This is a genomic window from Streptomyces sp. NPDC048001, from assembly GCF_043203115.1.
In the GTDB taxonomy this organism is placed as follows: Bacteria; Actinomycetota; Actinomycetes; order Streptomycetales; family Streptomycetaceae; genus Streptomyces; species Streptomyces sanyensis.
This window is the reverse complement of sequence record NZ_JBIDBN010000008.1, coordinates 328,438-349,953: the sequence shown is the minus strand read 5'-3', so window position 1 is coordinate 349,953 and position 21,516 is coordinate 328,438. Positions and strand designations below refer to the sequence as shown.

19 protein-coding genes are annotated in these 21,516 nt (G+C 74.5%); 6 read left to right on the top strand and 13 right to left on the bottom strand.

The features are described 5' to 3' along the window. Positions 1–38: 38 nt before the first annotated feature. Entirely contained in the window at positions 39–851 is an 813-nt protein-coding gene (locus ACGF15_RS17440) for a response regulator transcription factor (protein WP_362609673.1), read from the top strand. Continuing rightward, on the top strand, positions 848–1,963 hold the full coding sequence (locus ACGF15_RS17435; protein ID WP_362609675.1) for a HAMP domain-containing sensor histidine kinase: 1,116 nt from the start codon (positions 848–850) through the stop codon (positions 1,961–1,963). The genes ACGF15_RS17440 and ACGF15_RS17435 overlap by 4 nt, the downstream gene beginning before the upstream one ends. Positions 1,964–2,099: 136 nt before the next feature. Here the strand turns inward: ACGF15_RS17435 and ACGF15_RS17430 are convergent, their stop codons facing one another. Further along, positions 2,100–3,098 carry an NAD-dependent epimerase/dehydratase family protein gene (locus ACGF15_RS17430; RefSeq protein WP_345614552.1) on the bottom strand — a complete coding sequence of 333 codons (999 nt, stop codon included), beginning with the start codon at positions 3,096–3,098 and terminating at the stop codon, positions 2,100–2,102. Positions 3,099–3,353: 255 nt separating this feature from the next. On the opposite strand from ACGF15_RS17430, the gene ACGF15_RS17425 reads away from it, so the two are divergent. Then, positions 3,354–3,950 carry a DM13 domain-containing protein gene (locus tag ACGF15_RS17425; protein ID WP_345614574.1) on the top strand — a complete coding sequence of 199 codons (597 nt, stop codon included), beginning with the start codon at positions 3,354–3,356 and terminating at the stop codon, positions 3,948–3,950. Between the two features lie 64 nt (positions 3,951–4,014). On the opposite strand, the gene ACGF15_RS17420 is transcribed toward ACGF15_RS17425, so the two are convergent. Further along, positions 4,015–5,433, bottom strand: a complete 1,419-nt coding sequence (locus ACGF15_RS17420; protein WP_362609678.1) for a PLP-dependent aminotransferase family protein — start codon at positions 5,431–5,433, stop codon at positions 4,015–4,017. A gap of 46 nt (positions 5,434–5,479) precedes the next feature. On the opposite strand from ACGF15_RS17420, the gene ACGF15_RS17415 reads away from it, so the two are divergent. Together ACGF15_RS17415 and ACGF15_RS17410 are read left to right on the top strand one after the other, a co-directional pair. Further along, positions 5,480–5,977: a carboxymuconolactone decarboxylase family protein gene (locus ACGF15_RS17415; protein WP_392799856.1), complete on the top strand. Its 498-nt coding sequence runs from the start codon at positions 5,480–5,482 to the stop codon at positions 5,975–5,977. A gap of 11 nt (positions 5,978–5,988) precedes the next feature. Beyond that, positions 5,989–6,756 carry an isocitrate lyase/phosphoenolpyruvate mutase family protein gene (locus ACGF15_RS17410; protein ID WP_392799853.1) on the top strand — a complete coding sequence of 256 codons (768 nt, stop codon included), beginning with the start codon at positions 5,989–5,991 and terminating at the stop codon, positions 6,754–6,756. Between the two features lie 178 nt (positions 6,757–6,934). On the opposite strand, the gene ACGF15_RS17405 is transcribed toward ACGF15_RS17410, so the two are convergent. The 9 genes from ACGF15_RS17405 to ACGF15_RS17365 all read right to left on the bottom strand — a co-directional run bounded on the left by ACGF15_RS17405 (position 6,935) and on the right by ACGF15_RS17365 (position 18,130). Then, positions 6,935–7,228, bottom strand: a complete 294-nt coding sequence (locus ACGF15_RS17405; protein WP_345614548.1) for a hypothetical protein — start codon at positions 7,226–7,228, stop codon at positions 6,935–6,937. A 392-nt stretch (positions 7,229–7,620) separates the two neighbouring features. After that, a complete protein-coding gene (locus ACGF15_RS17400) occupies positions 7,621–8,580 on the bottom strand; it encodes an ABC transporter substrate-binding protein (protein WP_345614547.1) in 960 nt (319 codons plus the stop codon). A gap of 73 nt (positions 8,581–8,653) precedes the next feature. Continuing rightward, entirely contained in the window at positions 8,654–10,651 is a 1,998-nt protein-coding gene (locus ACGF15_RS17395; RefSeq protein ID WP_392799850.1) for an ABC transporter permease, read from the bottom strand. A gap of 46 nt (positions 10,652–10,697) precedes the next feature. Continuing rightward, positions 10,698–11,798, bottom strand: coding sequence for a glycine betaine/L-proline ABC transporter ATP-binding protein (locus tag ACGF15_RS17390; RefSeq protein WP_345614545.1), 1,101 nt, complete (start codon positions 11,796–11,798; stop codon positions 10,698–10,700). Then, positions 11,795–13,324 (bottom strand): GMC oxidoreductase, encoded by a 1,530-nt coding sequence (locus ACGF15_RS17385; RefSeq protein ID WP_362609690.1) that lies wholly within the window; start codon positions 13,322–13,324, stop codon positions 11,795–11,797. Before ACGF15_RS17385 ends, ACGF15_RS17390 begins: the two co-directional genes overlap by 4 nt. Positions 13,325–13,346: 22 nt before the next feature. Then, a complete protein-coding gene (locus ACGF15_RS17380) occupies positions 13,347–14,834 on the bottom strand; it encodes an aldehyde dehydrogenase family protein (protein WP_362609693.1) in 1,488 nt (495 codons plus the stop codon). 409 nt (positions 14,835–15,243) lie between these two features. Further along, the gene (locus ACGF15_RS17375) at positions 15,244–16,233 is read right to left on the bottom strand and encodes a malate dehydrogenase (RefSeq protein ID WP_362609696.1); all 990 of its coding nucleotides are present in this window, start codon (positions 16,231–16,233) and stop codon (positions 15,244–15,246) included. 425 nt (positions 16,234–16,658) lie between these two features. Beyond that, the gene (locus ACGF15_RS17370; protein WP_392799844.1) at positions 16,659–17,219 is read right to left on the bottom strand and encodes a DUF3017 domain-containing protein; all 561 of its coding nucleotides are present in this window, start codon (positions 17,217–17,219) and stop codon (positions 16,659–16,661) included. A gap of 50 nt (positions 17,220–17,269) precedes the next feature. Then, positions 17,270–18,130 carry a bifunctional methylenetetrahydrofolate dehydrogenase/methenyltetrahydrofolate cyclohydrolase gene (locus tag ACGF15_RS17365; RefSeq protein ID WP_345614540.1) on the bottom strand — a complete coding sequence of 287 codons (861 nt, stop codon included), beginning with the start codon at positions 18,128–18,130 and terminating at the stop codon, positions 17,270–17,272. 377 nt (positions 18,131–18,507) lie between these two features. Here ACGF15_RS17365 and ACGF15_RS17360 point away from each other — a divergent pair, with 377 nt between their 5' ends. Beyond that, a complete protein-coding gene (locus ACGF15_RS17360) occupies positions 18,508–19,080 on the top strand; it encodes a hypothetical protein (protein WP_345614539.1) in 573 nt (190 codons plus the stop codon). Positions 19,081–19,228: 148 nt separating this feature from the next. Here ACGF15_RS17360 and purH read toward each other — a convergent pair whose 3' ends face one another. Together purH and purN are read right to left on the bottom strand one after the other, a co-directional pair. Further along, positions 19,229–20,803: a bifunctional phosphoribosylaminoimidazolecarboxamide formyltransferase/IMP cyclohydrolase gene (gene purH, locus ACGF15_RS17355; protein WP_392799841.1), complete on the bottom strand. Its 1,575-nt coding sequence runs from the start codon at positions 20,801–20,803 to the stop codon at positions 19,229–19,231. Further along, positions 20,790–21,407, bottom strand: a complete 618-nt coding sequence (purN, locus tag ACGF15_RS17350; RefSeq protein WP_345614537.1) for a phosphoribosylglycinamide formyltransferase — start codon at positions 21,405–21,407, stop codon at positions 20,790–20,792. The genes purH and purN overlap by 14 nt, the downstream gene beginning before the upstream one ends. Between the last annotated feature and the right edge of the window lie 109 nt (positions 21,408–21,516).

The following is a 21,516-nucleotide window of genomic DNA, read 5'->3' as shown; positions in this document are numbered from 1 at the left end:
GACCCCCACGGGCGGCACCGCGGTGCGAGGCTGGGCGTATGGAGCAGCAGTCCCCCCAGCAGCATGGCGCCGGCACGGCCGCGCGTGTCCTGGTCGTCGACGACGACCCGACGGTGGCGGAGGTGGTCGCCGGGTACCTCGACCGGGCGGGCTACGCCGTCGACCGCGCCGGGGACGGGCCCGCCGCCCTGCTGCGGGCCGCCGAGCACTGGCCCGACCTGGTGGTCCTCGATCTGATGCTGCCCGGCATGGACGGGCTGGAGGTGTGCCGCCGGCTCCGGGGGCGCGGGCCGGTGCCGGTCATCATGCTCACCGCGCGTGGGGACGAGGACGACCGGGTCATGGGACTGGAGGTGGGCGCCGACGACTACGTCACCAAGCCGTTCAGCCCCCGGGAGCTGGTGCTGCGGGTCGGCTCGGTGCTCCGGCGGACCCTTCCCCCACAGAGCAGCCGCCCGCTGAGCGCGGCGGGCATCACCGTCGATCCGGCGGCGCGGCGCGCCCGCAAGGGCGGGGCGGAGCTCTCGCTGACCCTGCGCGAGTTCGACCTGCTGGCCTTCTTCCTGCGTCACCCGGGGCGGGCCTGCACCCGCGAGGACCTGATGCAGGAGGTGTGGGGCTGGGACTTCGGCGACCTGTCCACCGTGACCGTCCATGTGCGCCGTCTGCGTGGCAAGATCGAGGACGACCCTGCCAGGCCCCGGCTCATCCGGACCGTGTGGGGCGTGGGCTACCGCTTCGAGGCCGGGGGCCGACCGGACGGCGGACCGTACGGCACGGACACGGACACGGACACCGGCACGGACGCGGCGTGGGACGCGGGCACGGGCGAGGACGGGGGCCGGCCGTGAGCGAGACCGTACTGATCGCCCTGTACGCCCTGATGGGGGCGGCCGCCGCCGGGGTGCTCGGCGCGGCCGTGCTGCTGCCGCTGCGGCGCCGCTCCGTCACGGCCTCGCTGGCCGTGGTCGCCACCGTCGCCGTGGCCGCGATGCTGGCCGGCACGCTCGCCGTGGCCTGGGCGATGTTCCTGTCCCCGCACGACCTGGCGGTGGTCACCACGGTGGTGGCGATGGCCGCGGTGGTGTCCCTGGCGACGGCCCTGCTGCTCGGCCGCTGGGTGGTCGCCCGCAGCAACGAGCTGCGTCTGGCCGCCCGGTCCTTCGGCGACGGCGGGGCCTTCGCCGCACCCGACGGGCCGACCACGGCGGAACTGGCCGCGCTCAGCGGCGAACTGGCCGCCACCAGCGCCCGGCTGGCCGAGTCGCGGGAACGCGAGCGGACGCTGGAGGCCTCCCGGCGGGAGCTCGTCGCCTGGATCTCGCACGACCTGCGCACCCCGCTCGCCGGCCTGCGGGCGATGGCCGAGGCCCTGGAGGACGGGGTGGCCGCCGACCCGGACCGCTATCTGCGGCAGATCAGGACGGAGGTCGAGCGGCTCAACGGCATGGTCGGCGACCTGTTCGAGCTGTCCCGCATCCACGCGGGGACCCTTGCGCTCACCCCGGCCCGCATCTCCCTGCACGACCTGGTCGGCGACGCCCTGGCCGGTGCGGACCCGCTGGCGCGGGAGCACCGGGTGAAGCTGGTGGGCACCTCCGTGGAGGCGGTGCCGGTGGAGGTGGACAGCACGGAGATGAGCCGGGTGCTGGGCAACCTGCTCGTCAACGCCATCCGCCGGACCCCCGCGGACGGGACCGTGGCGGTGGCCGCGGAACGCTCCGGCAACGGCGTGGTGGTGGTGTCCGTGTCCGACGGGTGCGGCGGCATCCCCGAGGAGGAGCTGCCGCGGGTCTTCGACACCGGCTGGCGGGGCAGCGACGCCCGCACCCCGCCCGCGGGGGCGGGCCTGGGACTCGCCATCGTCCGGGGCATCGTGGAGGCGCACCAGGGGCGGACCGCCGTCCGCAACATCCCCGGCGGCTGCCGCTTCGAGGTGACGCTCCCGGCCGCGCGGCGGTGACGGCCCGCGCGGCGGGGGCGCGGACGGTCCGGCGGACGTGCGGGCCGAACCGGGTGCGTCCCGGTCGACGGACCGGCGCGCGGCGCCTCACCGCCGCGTACTGACGGCCCGCAGCGGGCGCCCGGTGCGGGCCGCGTCACTCCTCCCTCAGCGGCGCCCGGGCGAACTCCCGCACCCCGGAGGCGAAGTCGACCCCCGGCTTCCAGCCGAGTTCGGCGCGCAGCCGGGAGGAGTCCGCGGTGATGTGCCGCACGTCGCCCAGGCGGTACTCGCCGGTCACCACGGGGTGCGGCCCCCCGTGGGCGGCCGCCAGGGCGTCGGCCATCTCCCCGACGGTGCGCGGGGTGCCGCTCCCCGCGTTGTAGACGCGCAGCCCGGGGACCGGGTCCGCCTCCAGGGCGGCCGCGTTGGCCTCCGCGACGTCCCGGACGTGGACGAAGTCGCGGCGCTGCCCGCCGTCCTCGAACACCCGCGGCGCCTCGCCCCGGGCCAGGGCGGAGCGGAAGAAGGAGGCCACTCCGGCGTACGGCGTGTCGCGGGGCATCCGCGGGCCGTAGACGTTGTGGTAGCGCAGCGACACCGCCGAGCCGCCCGTGGCACGCGCCCATGCGGCGGCCAGGTGCTCCTGGGCCAGCTTGGTGGCCGCGTAGACGTTGCGCGGGTCGGGGCACGCGTCCTCGGTGACCTGGGCCGGCTCCAGCGGGTCGCCGCACACCGGGCACGGGGGCTCGAAGCGCCCGGCCGCGAGGTCCTCGACCGCCCGCGGGCCCGGCCGCACCCCACCGTGCCGGGCGCAGCGGTAGCGGCCCTCCCCGTAGACCACCATCGATCCGGCCAGCACCAGCCGGGCCACGCCCGCCTCGGCCATCGCCGAGAGCAGCACGGCGGTGCCGAGGTCGTTGTGCGAGACGTAGTCGGGCGCGTCGGCGACGCCGCTGCCGAGCCCGACCATCGCGGCCTGGTGGCAGACCGCGTCCGCCCCGGACAGGGCCTCCGCCACCGCGGCGCGGTCGCGGACGTCCGCGGCGGCGTCCTCCCGCAGGTCGAACACGACCGGTTCATGGCCGCGCGCCGCCAGCGCCTCGACCACATGGGACCCGATGAACCCGGCGCCGCCGGTGACCAGAACTCGCATACCGGCCACGGTAGGAGCCCGGGCCCCGTCCGGGCGGCGGGCCACGCCCGCGCGTCACCGCTCCGTAAGACCGCTCCGCCCGCCCTCGGACCGCCGCCCGCCCCCGCCCGGGTCCGGAGCGGACGGGGGCGGGGCGGACGGGGCCGGGGCGGCGGCCGTAAGGGTTCCGTCATCTTCCGCGGCCCCCGCGCCGCCCCTCGGTGGCGTTGAATGGCGGGGAACGGCACACGAACAGGGAGCAGCACGATGGCAGGCATGCGGGGCGGGCGATTCGGCCGGGGGACGGTCGCGGTGGCGGCGGCGGTCGCGGTGGTACTGCTGGGGGCCGGGCTGTACTGGTTCCAGCCGTGGAAGCTGTGGCAGGACACCACGGTGGAGGAGTCCCTGCCCGGCGCGGTGGCGGCGGCGCCCCCCGCCCCGGCGGACTCCCCCGCCCCCTCCGAGGCCGCGCCCTCCGAGGAGGCCCCCGCCGAGGAGCCCTCCCCGGCTCCCGCGGGCCCGGAGACGGTGGCGAGCGGTGAGCTGATCAGCCACGAGCACACGACGACGGGCACGGTCCGCCTGGTGCGCCTCGCCGACGGCTCCCATGTGGTCCGGCTGGAGGACCTGGACACCAGCAACGGCCCCGACCTGCGGGTCTGGCTGACCGACGCCCCGGTCAAGGAGGGCAAGGCGGGCTGGCACGTCTTCGACGACGGGCAGTACGTGAGCCTGGGGAAGCTCAAGGGCAACAAGGGCAGCCAGAACTACCCTCTGCCCGAGGGCGTCGACCCGTCCGCGTACAGCAGCGTCACCATCTGGTGCGACCGCTTCAACGTCTCCTTCGGGGCCGCCGAACTGGCCCGCGCCTGATCCCTGGCCCGCCGCCCGGGGAAGCGGACCCGGGCGGCGGACCGGGCCGCGGGCCCGGTGGGGATCAGGCCCCGCCCGCGGCCCGCAGCGTGTTGCACAGGGCCCCCAGGGCGCCCGCCCAGGCGCTGTCCGGCGGTGTGCCGTAGCCGACCACCAGGCCCTCGGGGCCGCCCTGCGGGGCGTCGGGATGGCGGAAGCGGCCCACCCCGGGCACCAGCAGCCCCTGCCAGGCCGCCGCCCGCAGCGCCGACTCCTCACCTCCCGGAGGGAGTTCGAGGACCGCGTGCAGCCCGGCCGCGATGCCGCTCACCCGCACCCGCGGGGCCTGCTCCGCCAGCAGCGCCACCAGGTGGTCCCGGCGCCGCCGGTAGCGCACCCGCATGCCGCGCACATGGCGGTCGTAGGCGCCGGAGGCGATGAACTCGGCGAGGGTCAGCTGGTCGAAGGCCCCGGCGGCCCACTCCTCGTGCCCCTTCGCCCGCAGCACCTCCTCCACCACGTCGGAGGGCAGGACCATCCAGCCGAGCCGCAGCCCGGGCGCCAGCGACTTGCTGGCCGTGCCGAGGTACACCACCCGCTCGGGATCCAGCCCCTGGAGCGCGCCGACCGGCTGGCGGTCGTAGCGGAACTCCCCGTCGTAGTCGTCCTCCAGGACCAGCGCACCGCTGCGGCGCGCCCAGTCCACGGCGGCGGCCCGGCGGTCCGGGTGCAGGGCCGTCCCGAGCGGGAACTGGTGGGCCGGGGTCAGCAGCGCGGCACCCGCGCCCCGCAGCCCGTCCGGTTCGCCGATGCGGGTGCCCTGTGCGTCGAAGGGCAGCACCCGCATGGCCAGACCTGCCTGGCGGAGCACCGCCCAGTGGGAGTCGAGGCCGTAGGACTCGACCGCCGCGACCCGGACCCGGCGCCGCCGCAGCACCTCCCCCATCAGCCGCAGCCCGTGGGCGAACCCGGCGCAGACCACGATCCGTTCGGGGGCGGCCCGGACACCGCGGGCCCGGGCGAGGTAGTCGGCGAGGACGGTGCGCAGCTCGATGCGGCCGCGCGGGTCCCCGTAGCCGAGCGCCTCGTGGGGTGCGGCGTTCAGGGCCCGCCGGGCGGCGGCCAGCCACTGGCCCCGGGGGAAGAAGGCCAGGTCGGGGCTGCCCGGCAGCAGGCTGTGGGCGGGGCGGGTCCGCACCGGGCGCGCGGGGACGGCGCGCGCCGGGGGGCGGCGGGGCTCGGCCCGCCGGGCGACCCGGGTACCCGAACCCTGACGCGCCGTCAGCCACCCTTCGGCGACCAGCTCCGCATAGGCGTCCGCGACCGTGTTGCGGGCCACGCCGAGATCGGCGGCGAGCGAACGGGAGGAGGGCAACCGGGCGCCCGGGGCGAGGCGCCCGCTGCGCACCGCCTCGCGCAGGGCGTCCATCAGTCCCGAGCGCAGACGCGGGCCGCGGAGTTCCAGATGCAGGTCGGCACCGAAAGTGGCCCACTGATCCGTCATGGAAGTGGACCATAGCGCTGCGCCACACCGCTCCTAGGCTCGGGGCATGACGACCGACGCGAAACACGCCGAGCACTCCCCCAGGATCTCCGTGGCCGAGGTGGCGCCCGACGTCTACCAGGCGATGGTCCGGCTGGACGCGGCCTCCCGCACGGGACTCGACCCCGTGCTGCTGGAGTTGGTGAGGATCCGCGCCTCGCAGATCAACCACTGCGCCTTCTGCCTCGACATGCACAGCAGGGACGCGCTGGCGGCGGGCGAGTCGGTGGAGCGGATCGTCCAGCTCAGCGCCTGGGAGGAGTCGCGGCACTTCTACACGGAGAAGGAGATCGCGGCGATCGAGCTGACGGAGGCGGTGACCGTGCTGACCGACGGCTTCGTACCGGACGAGGTGTACGCGAGGGCCGCCGCCCACTTCGACGAGCCCGAACTCGCGCGCCTGATCACGGCCATCACGGTCATCAACGCCTGGAACCGCTTCGGGGTGACCGGGCGCCTCGCCCCCGGGCACTACACGCCCGGCTCCCACTCCCACTCCCACTGAAGGGCACCGCCATGGCGACCCCCACCGCGGACGCCTTCCGCGCCCTCCACACCGGCCGCGCGGCCGACGACCCCCTGGTGCTGCCCGGACCGTGGGACGCCGCGAGCGCCCGCGCCTTCGCCGACGCCGGGTTCCCCGCCCTGGCCACACCGAGCGCCGGGGTGGCGGCCTCGCTCGGGTACGCCGACGGTTCGGTGCCCGCGGAGGAGATGTTCGCCGCCGTCGCCCGGATCGTACGGGCGGTCGACATCCCCGTCAGCGTGGACGTCGAGGGCGGCTACGGGCTGCCGCCGGCCGAACTGGCCGAACGCGTCCTCGGGACCGGCGCGGTCGGCTGCAACCTGGAGGACGGCGATGCGGCGAGCGGCACCCCGGGCGACCCCCGGCGGCACGCCGACCGGCTCGCCGGGCTCCGCGCGGCGGCGGGCGGGGCGCTGTTCGTCAACGCCCGGGTGGACACCTACCTCCACGGCACCGGGGACCTGGCGGACGCCCTCGCCCGCATCGCGCTCTACACGGACGCGGGTGCGGACGGGGTGTACCCGATCCGCGCCCCCGCCGGACACCTGCCCCGGCTCTGCGCCGGGACGGAGCTGCCGGTGAACGTGCTCGCGGAGGCCGAGGGCGCCGACCCGGCAGCTCTGGGGCGGCTCGGCGCCCGGCGGATCACCTTCGGCGGGGGCCTCCAGGAGCGGGTCCAGGGCATGGTGGCCGGACTCGCCCGGGAGCTGGCACCGGGCGCGGGGCACCGGGAGGCGCCGGGGGCGCCGCGGGGGTGAGCCCCGACCGGGACGGCCTTCCGGCCGGCGCGCGGCGGATCAGAGGGGGCCGTGCGGCGGCCAGGGGCCCGGTCGGAGCGCGGTGGACGAGGCGGGGGCCGTGCGGCGGGCGGAGGCTCCGGTCGGCGCGCGGCGGACGAGGCGGGGGCCGTGCGGCTCCGGGCGGCGCGCGGCGCGCTCAACCGCAGGCGTTTAGCGCGTGCGGGAGCAGCCGGGCGGTCTCCGTCTCGTCCTTGCCGAGGTCCCGCAGCGCGTCGTGGAGGGCCCGCTGGCCCTCGCCGTCGGGCTCGGCCGCCTCGTAGGCGCGGCAGATCCCGGCGACATGGGTCGCGTCGAGGCCCGCCCAGACCTCCCCGGCGGCGTCGTCGGTGCCGGGACCGGCGGGCACCTCGGGCTCCGAGGAGCAGCCGGCCAGGGCCAGCAGGCCGGCGGCCACCAGCAGCGCGGTCCGGGTCGTACGGCGGGGCCTCACGGCGGATTCCTCCTGGCGTGTCGGGAACGGCCGGGGACCGTGGGTCCCCGGCGGGCGCACGACGACGGCCACGGCACCTCGCCGCGTTCGCGCCTCACCCGGATGCACCCAGTATGAGGGCGGCCCTCCGCCGTGCGATGCACCGCGTCCGGGGGCGCGCACCCGTCCGCCGGGGCCCGCGGGAGCGATCGGCGGGCGCCTCCGGCCCCGCGGTCGCCCCGGCGGTCGGCCCGGCGCGAGCCCGCGCCCGGGACGAGCCCCCGCGCGGCGGCCGCTCCCGCCCGCGGGGCGCGCGGTCGGGGAGGGTCCTCCGGCGGCCCGACGGCACCCCCGGAACGGGGCCGGGGCCGGGCCCGACGGCCCGGCCCCGGTGGCCGTGGAAGCGGTGCCGCCTACGGCAGCCACTTCTTCCAGGTGTCCTCGTTGGCCTCGACCCACTTCTTGGCCGCGGCCTCGGGCTCCATCTTGTCGCCCGCGATCATCTGGGCGACCTCGTTCTGCTGCTCGGTGCTCCACTCGAAGTTCTTCAGGAACTGGGCCGCGTCCCCGCCGTTCTCGGCGAAGTCGGCGTTCAGGAACTTCTGCAGCGAGGTGACCGGGTAGGCGCAGGCGACCTTCTCCGGGTCGGCGTCGCAGCCCTCGGTGTACTCGGGGAGCTGGACCTCGACCAGGTCGACCTCGGCGTTCAGCCACTGCGGCGTCCACCAGTACGTCAGGAAGGGCTTCTTCTCCTTGGCGTACTTCTTGATCGCCGTGATCTGCGCGGCCTCGGAACCCGAGTAGTTCGTCTTGAGGTTCAGGTCGAGGTTCTTGATGATCGCGTCGTCGTTGGTGACGTAGTCGGGGGAGCCCTCGAGGATCTCGCCCTTGTCGCCGCTCTCCGCGGTGCGGAACTGGTCGGCGTACTTGTTGAGGTTCTTCCAGTCCGTCACGTCGGGGTTCTCGTCCGCGAAGTACTTCGGGACGAACCAGCCGATGTGGCCCTCGACACCGAGGTCGCCGCCCTTGACGACGGTCTTCTTGTCCTCGATGTAGCGCTTCTCCTCCTTGGGGTGGCCCCAGTCCTCCATGATCGCGTCGATGTCGCCCTTGGACAGCGCGTCCCAGGCGAGCACCTCGCCCATCTGCTGCTGCTTGACCTCGTAGCCGAGTTCGCTCTCGAGGAGGTAGGCCGCGACCGCGGTGTTGGCCTGCGCGCCGACCCAGGACGGGACGGTCAGCTTGACGGTCTTGTCGCCCTTGGCGTCCTGGCTCTTGCCGGTCTCGGCGGCGCCGCAGGCGCTGAGCGCGACCATGCCGAGCACGGCGGTGGCAGCGGCGGCGACGCGGGTGGTTCTGGTGAGCTTTCGCATGGGTGGTGCTCCTGGTGTGGGACGAGGGTTGGGTCAAACGGGGGGACGGGGGGACGGGGGCCCGGCGGGCGCCTCAGCCGCGCTTGCGGGCGGACTGGGTGAGCCGGTCGAGGACGAGGCCGAGGCAGACGATGGCCACTCCGGCGGTCATGCCGAGGCCCATCTCGCCGCGGGACAGGCCCTTGACCACGTCGTAGCCGAGGGCGCCGCCGCCGACGAGGCCGCCGACGACGACCACGGCGAGTACGAGGACGACACCCTGGTTGACGGCGAGGCGGAGCGCCGGCCGGGCGAGCGGCAGCTGCACCTGGAGCAGCTGCTGCCGGGTGGAGGCGCCCAGCGAGCGGGCGGCCTCCATCGCCGCCGGGTCGACCTCGCGCACGCCCTGGGCGGTGATGCGCACCACGGCGGGCAGGGCGTACACGACCGCGGCGATGATCGCCGAGGTGCGGGTGACGCCGAACAGGGCGACGACGGGGATCAGGTAGACGAACTGCGGCATGGTCTGCATGGCGTCGAGCAGCGGCCGCAGCCAGCGTTCCAGCCGCCCGGCCCGGGCGCACAGCACACCGGCGGCCACGCCGAGGATCAGCGTCACGACGAGGGCGGCCAGCACCTGGGAGAGCGTGTCCAGGGACTTCGTCCACACACCCAGCACGCCGATCAGCGACATGGCGGCCGTCGCGGTGAGTGCGGAGACCCAGGAGCCGACCAGCCAGGCGATCGCGGCGACCAGCAGCAGGACGGACCACCAGGGCAGCCACATCAGGCCGTCGCGCAGGGGGTTGAGGATCCACAGGGTGAAGTTCTCGGACCAGACCTCGGTCCCGCCGAGCAGCGGCACGCCCGAGGACAGGTTGTCGGTGACCCACGCCTGCGCCTGGTTGACGGGCGTGGAGATGGTGACCGTCCAGCCCTCGGGCCAGGCGGCGCCGACCGCGAACCGGGCGGCGACGGCCGCGGCGACGCCGCCGGCGACCAGGGCCCAGGCGGAGCGGCCGTGCAGCAGGCCGGTGCCCGGCGCCCCCTGGCCGATGCGGTCCCCGGCCGCGCCGGTGGTGCGGTCCAGCCACACGGCGATGAGCACGATCGGGATGCCCGCCGCCAGCGCCTTGCCGACGTCGACGGTGGACAGCGCCGAGTAGACCTCTTCGCCGAGACCGCCGGCGCCCACCAGCGCGGCGATGACCACCATGGACAGCGCCATCATGATCGTCTGGTTGAGGCCCAGCAGCATCTGCTTGCGGGCCAGCGGCAGCCGGGCCGTGCGCAGCCGCTGCCAGGGGCTGGTGCCCAGCGAGGTGACCGCCTCCAGCACCGACGGATCCGCGCCGCGCAGCCCGAGCGCGGTCAGCCGGGCCATGGGCGGTGCGGCGTAGATGACGGTGCAGAACAGGGCCGCGGGCGTGCCGGTGCCGAAGATCAGCACGAACGGGAGCAGATAGGCGAAGGCGGGCAGCACCTGCATGGTGTCGAGGACCGGGCGCAGGGCGCGGTCCACCCGGTCGGAGAGCCCGGCGAGGAGGCCGATGGCCATGCCGAGCAGGGCCGCCAGGGTGACCGCCACCACCATCAGCGCGAGGGTGAGCAGCGTGGCGTCCCACATGCCCAGCAGCCCGCAGACGGCGAAGGCGCCGAAGGCGGTGGCGGCGACCTTGGCGCCGGGGCGGCCGAGTCCGGCGGCACGCCAGGCGAACAGCACGGCAGCGGCCAGGACGCCGGTCCAGCCCATGGCGTCGAGCACGTCGTACACGCTGCCGACGGCGTCGGTGGCCGTGTTGGACAGGTGCAGCAGGAAGTACAGGAACAGGGGGTGGGTGTCGCGGTTGTCGATGACCCACCGGTTGGCGTCGTCGAGCGGGGCGGAGATGTCCGCGGTCAGGCTCTCGGGCCAGGCGCCGGTGCCCCACAGCAGTGCGGCGGTCGGTACGACCACGGCCGCGACCAGGGCCAGGACCGCGAGCTTCCCGCGCAGGGGGTGGCGCAGCAGCTCGGCGAGGGAGGGGCGGGCGGCGGTGGCGGCGGGGGCCGCCTTCTCGGGCGCGGGCGGCGCCGTGGCGGTGGCGCTCATGGCGTCCACCGCCCCTCGGGGGCCGCGTGGGTTCTGGGATGCGGTATCACGCGGCCACCTCCTCGCGGCGGTCCGTGCCCGCGACCACGGTGAGCAGCGCGGTGTGGTCGACGACGCCGAGGCAGCGGCCGTCCTCGACGACCCGTGCCGTCTCCCCGGTGCGGGCGACGGCCTCGATGGCCTCGAAGACGGTCGCGCCGGGCGGCAGCGCGGGGCCGGAGTCCGCCTCGCCGGAGAGCGGCGGGCGCATGGCGGTGCGGACGGTCATGACCTGCTCGCGGGGGACGTCGCGGACGAAGTCGCGGACGTAGTCGTCGGCCGGTGCGCCGACGATCTCCTCCGGGGTGCCGAGCTGCACGACGCGGCCGTCGCGCATCAGGGCGATGCGGTCGCCGAGCTTGAGCGCCTCGTTGAGGTCGTGGGTGATGAAGACCATGGTGCGGCCCTCCTCGCGGTGCAGCCGGACGACCTCCTCCTGCATGTCGCGCCTGATCAGCGGGTCGAGCGCGCTGAACGGCTCGTCGAACAGCAGGACCTCGGGGTCGACGGCGAGGGCGCGGGCGAGGCCGACGCGCTGCTGCTGGCCTCCGGAGAGCTGTCCGGGGCGGCGGTGCTCCAGCCCCTCCAGGCCGACCTTCGCGACCACCTCGGCGGCGCGGGCGCGGCGCTCGGAGCGGGAGACGCCCTGGACCTCCAGGCCGTAGGCCACGTTGTCGAGGACCGAGCGGTGCGGCAGCAGGCCGAAGTGCTGGAAGACCATGGAGGCGCGGTGGCGGCGCAGTTCGCGCAGCCGGGAGGCGTCCATGGAGAGCACGTCCTCGCCGTCGATCTCGATGGCTCCGGAGGTGGGCTCGATCAGCCGGGTGAGGCAGCGCACCAGGGTCGACTTGCCGGAGCCGGAGAGCCCCATGACGACGAAGACCTCGCCCTTGCGGACGTCGAAGGAGACGTCGCGCACGGCCGCGGTGCAGCCGGTGCGGGCCCGCAGTTCGGCGGCGTCGAGGGCGGCCAGCTCCGGGTCGCCCGGCACGCGGTCGGCCTTGGGGCCGAAGACCTTCCACAGGCCGCGCACGGAGAACACGGGCTCGTCCGAGGGGCCGTCCGCGGCCGTGTCCTTCGCCGCCTCGGATGCGGTCGGTGCTGTCATCGGTTGCCTCCCAGCAGGTCCGCGCACTTCTCGCCGACCATGAGCACGCCGATCATCGGGTTCACGGCGGTCATGGTCGGGAAGACGGACGCGTCGGCGATCCGGATGCCCTCCAGGCCCCGGATCCTCAGGTCGGGTGCGACGACCGCGAGTTCGTCGTCGGCGGCGCCCATCCGGCAGGTTCCGGCCGGGTGGTAGACGGTGTGCGCGACCTTGCGCGCGTACTCGCTCAGCTCCTCGTCGGAGGTGACCTCGGGCCCCGGGCAGACCTCCCGCTTGAGCCAGCCGGCCAGCGGCTCGCGGGCGGCGATCTCGCGGGCGATGCGGATGCCGTCGACGAGGGTGCGGCCGTCGTAGTCGTCCTCGTCGGTGAAGTACCGGAAGTCGAGGGCGGGCTTGACCTCGGGGTCGGCGCTGGTGAGGTAGAGCCGGCCGCGGCTGCGCGGCTTGGGGATGTTCGGGGTCATCGACACGCCGTGCGCGGGGCGTTCGTAGCCGAGGCGCTCGGGGTTGTCGGTGAAGGGCACCTGGTAGAAGTGGAACATCAGGTCCGGGCCGCGCTCGGAGTCGTCGCGGCGGACGAACAGCCCCGCGTCGGAGTCCATCGCGGAGTTCTCCGGGATGGGCCCGTGGGTCTCCCAGACGACGACCGACTCGGGGTGGTCGAGCAGGTTCTCGCCGACGCCGGGCAGGTCGTGCACGACCGGGATGCCGAGCTTCTCCAGGTCGGCCCGGGGGCCGATGCCGGAGTGCATCAGCAGGCGCGGCGTGTCCACGGCGCCGGCGCACACCAGCACCTCGCGCCGCGCGCGCACCAGGCGCTCCTCGCCGTCCTGGGTGCGCACGTGCACGCCGGTGGCGCGGGTGCCGTCCAGCTCCAGCCGGAAGGCCCAGGTCTCCAGGGCGATGTGGAGGTTCGGCCGGTCCAGGAAGGGGTGGAGGTAGGCGACCGAGGCGGAGGAGCGCTTGTTGTTCTCCGGGTGGTAGGCGAGGTCGAAGAAGCCGACGCCCTCGTGGAAGGGCTTCCGGTTGAAGCCCTCGACGCGCGGGACGCCGAGCGCGCCCTGGGCGGCGTCGACGAAGTCGCGGGCGATGGCGTTCCGGTCGGCCTCGTCGACGGGGACGATGTTGTTGCGCAGCTTGGGGAAGTACGGGTCCATGGACGCCGCGTCCCAGCCCTCGGCCCCGGCCTCGGCCCACTCGTCCCAGTCGGAGGGCAGCGGCTTGAAGGCGATGAGGGTGTTGTGGGAGGAGCAGCCGCCCAGCACCCGGGCGCGGCTGTGGCGGATGTGCGAGTTGCCGCGGGGCTGCTCGGTGGTGGGGTAGTCGTAGTCCAGCTCGCCCCCGAGCAGGCCCATCCACCGGCGCAGCGTGAGCACGTCGTCGCGGCCGACGTCGCTGGGGCCGCCCTCGATGACGGCGACGGTGGTGCCGGGGTCCTCGGTGAGCCGGGAGGCGATGACCGAGCCGGCGGTGCCGCCGCCGACGACGACGTAGTCGTAGAGGTCTTCCTGGTGGTCGTTCATGTGCGTGTCTCCCTCTCTCCGGTCAGCCCGCGAACCAGCGCACGGGACGCGGAGCGAGGTTCTGGTAGATGTGCTTGGACTCCCGGTACTCGGCGAGGCCGGTGGGGCCGAGTTCGCGGCCGATGCCGGACTTGCCGAAGCCGCCCCACTCCGCCTGCGGCAGGTAGGGGTGGAAGTCGTTGATCCAGACGGTGCCGTGGCGCAGCCGGGCGGCCATCCGGCGGGCGCGGCCCGCGTCGGCGGTCCACACGCCGCCGGCCAGGCCGTACTCGGTGTCGTTGGCGAGGGCCACGGCCTCGTCCTCGGTGCGGAAGGTCTCGACGGTGAGGACCGGGCCGAAGACCTCCTCGCGGATGACGCGCATCCCGCGGTGGCAGTGGTCCAGCACGGTGGGGCGGTAGAAGTAGCCCGGCCCCTCGGGCCTGACGCCGCCGGCCCTCAGCACGGCGCCCTCCTTCAGGGCGGAGGCCACGAAGTCCTCGGTCTTCGCCAGTTGCGCGGCGGAGACGAGCGGGCCGCACTCCACGCCCTCGTCGGTGCCGCGGCCGAGGCGGATCAGCTCCGCGCGGCGGGCGAGTTCGGCGACGAAGCGGTCGCGGACGGACTCCTCGACGATCAGCCGGGACCCGGCGGAGCAGACCTGGCCGCTGTGGATGAAGGCCGCGTTGAGGGCCTGGTCGACGGCGGTGTCGAAGCCCTCCGGGGTGGCGCAGGCGTCGGCGAAGACCACGTTGGGGTTCTTGCCGCCGAGTTCGAGGGCGACCTTCTTGACGGAGTCGGCGGCGGCCTTGGCGACCTTGGTGCCGCTGATCAGGCCACCGGTGAAGGAGACCAGGTCGACGTCGGGGTGCTCGGCGAGCCGGGCGCCGACGGTGGCGCCGGGGCCGGTGACGATGTTGGCCGCGCCGAGCGGCAGCCCTGCCTCCATCAGCAGCTCGATCAGCGCGACGGTGGTCAGCGGGGTGATCTCGCTGGGCTTGATCACGAAGGTGTTGCCCGCGGCGAGCGCCGGGGCGATCTTCCAGCTGGCCTGGAGCAGCGGGTAGTTCCACGGCGTGATCAGCGCGCAGACGCCGACGGGCTCGTGGACGACGACGCTGTGGATCTCGTCCGACCCGGCGTCGACGACGCGGCCGCCGCCCTCCCCTGCCACGAGGTCGGCGAAGTAGCGGAAGGCGTCGCGGACGCAGTCGATGTCGACGCGCCCCTCCTCCAGGGTCTTGCCCGCGTCGCGGCTCTCCAGGGCGCCGAGCTTCTCGCGGTCGCGCTCCAGCAGGTCGGCGACCCGGCGCAGCAGCGCGGCGCGCTCGGCGACCGGCGTGCGCGGCCAGGAGCCGTCGTCGAAGGCCGCCCGCGCGGCGGCGACCGCCTCGTCGGTGTCCGCCACGCCGCCCTCGGCGACGACGGCGAAGACGCTCGCGTCGACGGGGTCGATGATCTCGCGCGTGGCGCCGGAGACGGCTGCGCGCCACTCTCCGCCCACATGGATGCTCTGTTGTGCTGCCGACACGTCGCGTTATGGCCTTTCGTTACCGATTCGTCCCCCTGCCGGGCACGACCCGGCGGTCTGGCCGCCTGCCCCGGGACCGAAAAACCATGCGCAGCACTTCACGGAAAGTGGCCTGTTTCACTTTCAAGCCGCTGAAGAGAGAGGGTTTGGGGCCCTTTTGTATTGATTCATTCCGCCGTTGGGTCACCACGGGTCGAGCAAGGTCCGCACCGCTCCCGCGGGCGACCCGCGTCCCGGGAGCGGCACCGCCGGCGGAGCGGGGCGGCCGGGGGCTCTCCCGTCAACCCTCCGCACACGGCTCCACCCCGACGGGCGAGCCGCGCACGGGCGGACACGCAAACGCACCGCCCCCGTCGGCCGGAGCCGGCGGGGGCGGTGCGTGTGCGTGCGGGGCGGGCGGAGGGGCCCGTCAGATGAGGCCGAGGCCGCGGACCGCGTCGCGCTCCTCGACGAGCTCCTGCACCGAGGCGTCGATGCGCGCACGGGAGAACTCGTTGACGTCCAGGCCCTGCACGATCTCGTAGGAACCGCCCGCGCAGGTGACGGGGAAGGAGGAGATGATGCCCTCCGGGACGCCGTAGGAGCCGTCGGACGGGATGCCCATGGAGGTCCAGTCGCCCTCGGCGGTGCCGTTGACCCAGGTGTGGACGTGGTCGATGGCGGCGTTGGCGGCCGAGGCGGCGGAGGAGGCGCCCCGGGCCTCGATGATCGCCGCACCGCGCTTGGCGACGGTCGGGATGAACGCGTCGGCCAGCCACTTCTCGTCCGAGACGACCTCGGCGGCGTTCTTGCCGGCGATCGTGGCGTGGAAGATGTCCGGGTACTGGGTCGCGGAGTGGTTGCCCCAGATGGTGAGGCGCCTGATGTCGGAGACGTCGGCGCCCGTCTTCGCGGCCAGCTGCGAGATGGCGCGGTTGTGGTCCAGGCGGGTCATCGCGGTGAAGCGCTCGGCCGGTACGTCCGGGGCGGCGGCCTGGGCGATCAGGGCGTTGGTGTTGGCCGGGTTGCCGACGACCAGGACCTTGATGTCGTCCGCGGCGTTGTCGTTGATGGCCTTGCCCTGCGGCTTGAAGATGCCGCCGTTGGCGGAGAGCAGGTCGCCGCGCTCCATGCCCTTGGTGCGGGGGCGGGCGCCGACGAGCAGCGCGATGTTCGCACCATCGAAGGCCACGTTCGGGTCGTCGGTGATGTCGATGCCCTTGAGCAGGGGGAAGGCGCAGTCGTCGAGCTCCATGGCGGTGCCCTCGGCGGCCTTGATGCCCTGCGGGATCTCCAGCAGGCGCAGCTTGACCGGCACGTCCGCGCCGAGCAGGTGGCCCGAGGCGATACGGAAGAGCAGCGCGTAGCCGATCTGGCCGGCCGCGCCGGTCACGGTGACGTTGACGGGAGTGCGGGTCATGGCGATCTCCGTAAGACAGCTGGCGGTGGGGGCAGCGCTGCCCCTCGAACGGGAGGTCCCGGCCACGCCCCGACCTGAATCTTGACGTGAAGAGACTTCCGGCGGACCAGGCTATCCGACCGGGGCCCCCGGCCGCCCGCGGCCCCGTGCACCGGGGCTCGTCCGTATCGGCGGCCGGGGCGGGCGCCCCGCCCCGCACCCGCTTGTGGCAGAACGATCACACAATTGCGGAATGGTCACTTCCGCGCCACAGCCGCAGGACCGGCCTTGAAAGCCTCTTGGCACGTCCATGACCCTGGATGCACGACGGCGCCCGTCCTCCCTCGGGGGAGAGGACGGGCGCCGTTCCCGTGCCGTGGGGCCGCGGCCCGGCCGCGGGGCGCCGGTCGTCAGCGGGGCGCCGGTCGTCAGCGGGGCGCCGGTCGTCAGCGGACCGTGAACTGGACCGCGTCCTCCAGGATCGGGATGTCCAGCCACGGGTCCGGCTGGGCCACCAGCGCCAGCAGCACGATCGCCGCGCCCAGCACGCCGTAGGTGATCATGTCCGTGAAGCGGGAGCGGACGGCCAGCATCCCGACCGGCCCGAGCACCCGGCGCAGCACGGCCCCGGTGAGCAGGGCGACGCCGATGAGGAGCGTGCCGATCCGGAAGGCGTCGGCGAAGGCGTCGGTGCCGACGACGACCAGGCCCGCCCCCGTCATGCCGAGGACGGTGAGCAGGGGCCACTGCCGGACCGGGGCGGGCGCGTCGCCCGGGGCCGCGCGCCCGCCGCCCTCGGGGCGGGCGGTGTCGCGGGTCACCGCGGGCGGGCGGCGCGAGGCGGGGTGCCCGCCCGGCGCTTCGGCCTCCGCCCGCCCGGCCGCGTCCGCCGCCTCCGCGGACGGCGCTCCGCGCCCGACGGCGGCCGGGGGGCGCCCGGCCTCGCGCGCGGCAGCGGGCGGCGCGGGCGTGTCCGCGCCGGAGACCTCGTTCGATTCTGCGCCCATCGCGTCAGCCCTCCGCCCTTCCCTGTCGGCCCGTGCGGCCCTCGGCCCTCTCAGCCCTCGGCAGCGGCGCGTTCGGCCGCCTCGACCACGTTGACGAGCAGCTGGGCGCGGGTCATCGGCCCCACGCCGCCCGGGTTGGGGGCGACCCAGCCCGCGACCTCGGCGACACCCGGGTGCACGTCCCCGACGATCTTGCCGTTCTCGTCCCGGCTGACGCCGACGTCCAGCACGGCCGCGCCGGGCTTCACGTCCTCCGGCTTGACCAGGTGCGGCACACCGGCGGCCGCCACGATGATGTCGGCCTGCCGCAGGTGGGAGGAGAGGTCGCGGGTGCCGGTGTGGCACTGCGTCACGGTGGCGTTCTCCGACTTGCGGGTCAGCACCAGCGGCATCGGCCGCCCGATGGTGATGCCCCGGCCCACGACCACCACGTGCGCGCCCTTGATCTGCACGTCGTGGTGGCGCAGCAGCTGCACGATGCCGTACGGGGTGCACGGCAGCGGGCCCTCGATCCCGAGCACCAGCCGGCCCAGGCTCATCGGGTGGAGCCCGTCGGCGTCCTTGGCCGGGTCCATCAGCTCCAGGACCCGGTTGGCGTCGATGCCCTCGGGAAGCGGGAGCTGCACGATGTAGCCGGTGCACTCGGGGTTGTCGTTGAGCTCCCGGACGACCGCCTCGATCTCCTCCTGGGTGGCGGTGGCGGGCAGTTCGCGCTGGATGGAGGCGATGCCGACCTGGGCGCAGTCCCGGTGCTTGCCGTTGACGTACCAGCGGCTCCCCGGGTCGTCACCGACCAGCAGGGTGCCGAGCCCCGGGGTGACCCCCCGCTCCTTGAGGGCCGCCACGCGGGCGGTCAGGTCGGACTTGATCGCGGCTGCGGTGGCCTTGCCGTCGAGAATCTGGGCAGTCATGGGGCCATCCTCCCGGATGGACCCGCCCCGGTTCCAATCCGGGCCGCCCACGTCTCGCCGTACGGGCCCGGCGGGGCCGCCGGTGGGACAGGGGACGTCCCCGTGCCCGGTCGTCCCGCCGTACGGGCCCGGTCGTCCCGCCGTAGGGGCGCGGCGGGGCCGCCGGTGCGGGCAGGCCCGCGCACGGAGGGCCGCTTCCGCCGCCCGTGCGGGGTTGCATCCGCACAACGGAGGCGGTAAGCGACTGGACAACGCGGCGGCGCTGATACGACGATGAGGCGCGCAGTGCCGCGGGCAGTGCCGGGGGGCAAAACCGCATACGCAGCAAGGATCCTCCGCTCGGACCGCGCCGTCCCCGCATTCCAACGGAGGAACCCATGAGCTTCGGCGACCCGAACAACCCCTACGCCCAGCAGGGCCAGCAGCCGGGCCAGCAGCCCGGCTACGGCCAGCCGCAGGGCGCCCAGCCCGGCCAGGGCTACCCGCAGGCCCCGCCGGTCCAGAACTACGGCGCCCCCGGCTACGCGGCGGCCGGTCCGACCGAGATGCCGGGCATCACCAAGGCCGCCCGCATCTTCCTGTTCGTGATCGTGGCCTGCCAGGTGGTCGTCGCCGGCCTGTACGGCTACTACATCTCCGAGTTCGACGCGAACGCCACGGGGCTGGACGGCACCGAGGCCGAGGTCTTCGCCGACATCGGCAAGGGCCTGCTCGGCTTCCTGCTGGGCCTGTCGCTGGTCTTCGCCGCGCTCGGCCTGGTCCTCGCGCTGAAGTGGACCAGCGGCGGCAACACCGTCCGCGTGTGCGCCATCGTCTACGGCGCCTTCGCGATCATCAGCGGCCTCTTCACGATTCCGGTGGGCCTGATCACCCTGATCGTGGCGATCCTGCTGATCGTGTTCGCCGCCAAGGGCGACACGGCCGAGTGGTTCCGGCGCCCCCGCCACTGAGGCGCCCATCGGACGGAGAAACGTTCCGTCTGTGACGGCGGAGGCCGTGCGCCGCAGCTGCGGCGCACGGCCTCCGCCGCGTTCACGCTCCACCGGGGCGCGGCCCGGCGGCCGGGGCCCGTGCGGGCCCCGGCCGCCGGATGCCGGCTCAGTGGAAGAAGTGGCGGGTCCCGGTGTGGTACATCGTCACGCCCGCCTTCCGCGCGGCCTCCACGACCTGCTCGTCGCGGACCGAACCGCCGGGCTGGACCACGGCCCTGACACCCGCGGCGGTGAGGATCTCCAGACCGTCCGCGAAGGGGAAGAAGGCGTCGGAGGCGGCGAAGGAGCCCCGGGCCCGCTCCTCGCCCGCGCGCTCGACCGCGAGCTTCGCGGAGTCGACGCGGTTGACCTGGCCCATGCCGACCCCCACCGAGGCGCCGTCCCTGGCCAGCAGGATCGCGTTGGACTTGACGGCGCGGCAGGCCCGCCAGGCGAAGGCCAGCTCGGCCAGCTCCCCCGCGGACAGCGGCTCGCCGGCGGCGAGCGTCCAGACGGCCGGGTCGTCGCCCTCGGCCTGGAGGCGGTCGGCGACCTGGAGCAGCGCACCGCCGTCGATCGGCTTCAGCTCGACCGCCGCCGACGGCGCGCCCTCCGCCCGCAGCACACGGATGTTCTTCTTCCTGGCCAGGACCTCGACCGCGCCGTCCTCGTAGCCGGGGGCGACGATGACCTCGGTGAAGATCTCGGCGACCTGCTCGGCCATGGCGACCGACACCGGCCGGTTCACGGCGATCACGCCGCCGAAGGCCGAGAGGGGGTCGCAGGCGTGGGCCTTGCGGTGGGCCTCGGCCACGTCCGCGCCCACGGCGATCCCGCAGGGGTTGGCGTGCTTGATGATCGCGACGCACGGCTCCGCGTGGTCGTAGGCGGCGCGGCGCGCGGCGTCGGTGTCCGTGTAGTTGTTGTAGGACATCTCCTTGCCGTGCAGCTGCTCGGCCTGGGCCAGACCGCCCTCGCCGGTGACGTACAGCGCGGCGCCCTGGTGCGGGTTCTCGCCGTAGCGCAGCACGTTCTCGCGCTCCCAGGTCGCCCCCAGGAAGTCGGGGAAGGCCGCGTCGTCGGCCGGGGCGTAGTCGGAGGCGAACCAGGAGGCGACGGCCACGTCGTAGGCGGCCGTGTGGCGGAACGCCTCGGCGGCCAGCCGCTTGCGGGCGGCCAGGTCGAAGCCGCCGCCGCGCACGGCGGCGAGCACGTCGCCGTAGCGGGCGGGGCTGGTGACGACCGCGACCGAGGGGTGGTTCTTGGCCGCGGCGCGGACCATCGACGGGCCGCCGATGTCGATCTGCTCCACGCACTCGTCCGGCGAGGCACCGGAGGCGACGGTCTCCCGGAACGGGTAGAGGTTCACGACCACCAGGTCGAAGGGCTCCACCCCCAGCTCGGCCAGCTGCGCGCGGTGGGCGTCCAGGCGGAGGTCGGCCAGGATGCCCGCGTGCACGCGGGGGTGCAGGGTCTTGACCCGGCCGTCCAGGCACTCGGGGAAGCCGGTCAGCTCCTCGACCCTGGTGACGGGCACACCGGCCGAGGCGATCCTCGACGCGGTCGAGCCGGTGGACACCAGCTCGACGCCGGCCTCGTGCAGCCCTCGGGCGAGCTCCTCCAGACCCGTCTTGTCGTAGACGCTGACCAGCGCGCGACGGATGGGCCTGCTCCCGGAGGTACCGGAGTTATTCACCGACATGAACCTTTCGTCCCTCAATGCGGTAGCCGTGCCGGGCGAGGCGCCCCACGACCTCGACGAGCAGCGAGCGCTCGACGTCCTTGATGCGCTCGTGGAGAGCGTCTTCGTCGTCCGTGTCCCGCACCTCGACCACGCCCTGGGCGATGATCGGGCCGGTGTCGACGCCGTCGTCGACGAAGTGGACGGTGCACCCGGTGACCTTGGCGCCGTACGCGAGCGCGTCGCGCACACCGTGGGCACCGGGGAAGCTGGGCAGCAGCGCGGGATGGGTGTTGACCGTGCGCCCGCCGAAGCGGGCGAGGAACCGCTTGCCCACGATCTTCATGAAGCCCGCCGAGACCACGAGGTCCGGCTCGTGGGCGGCGGTCGCCTCGGTCAGGGCGGCGTCCCACTCCTCGCGGCTCGCGTGGTCCCTCACCCGGCACACGAAGGTCGGCAGTCCGGCCCGCTCGGCGCGCTCCAGGCCGGCGATGCCGTCCCGGTCCGCACCGACGGCGACGACCTCGGCGCCGTACCCCTCGGGATCGGCGGCCACGGCGTCGAGCAGGGCCTGGAGGTTGGTCCCCGATCCGGAGACCAGGACGACGAGGCGGGCGCGGGCCACGGGGGACTCTTTTCGCGTTGCGTGCGGCTTTGTACGGTCGTACGAAGGCTTCGCGTTCCCGGATACGGGGAACTCTACGAAGGGGCCGACCGTCAGCAACGATACCGGC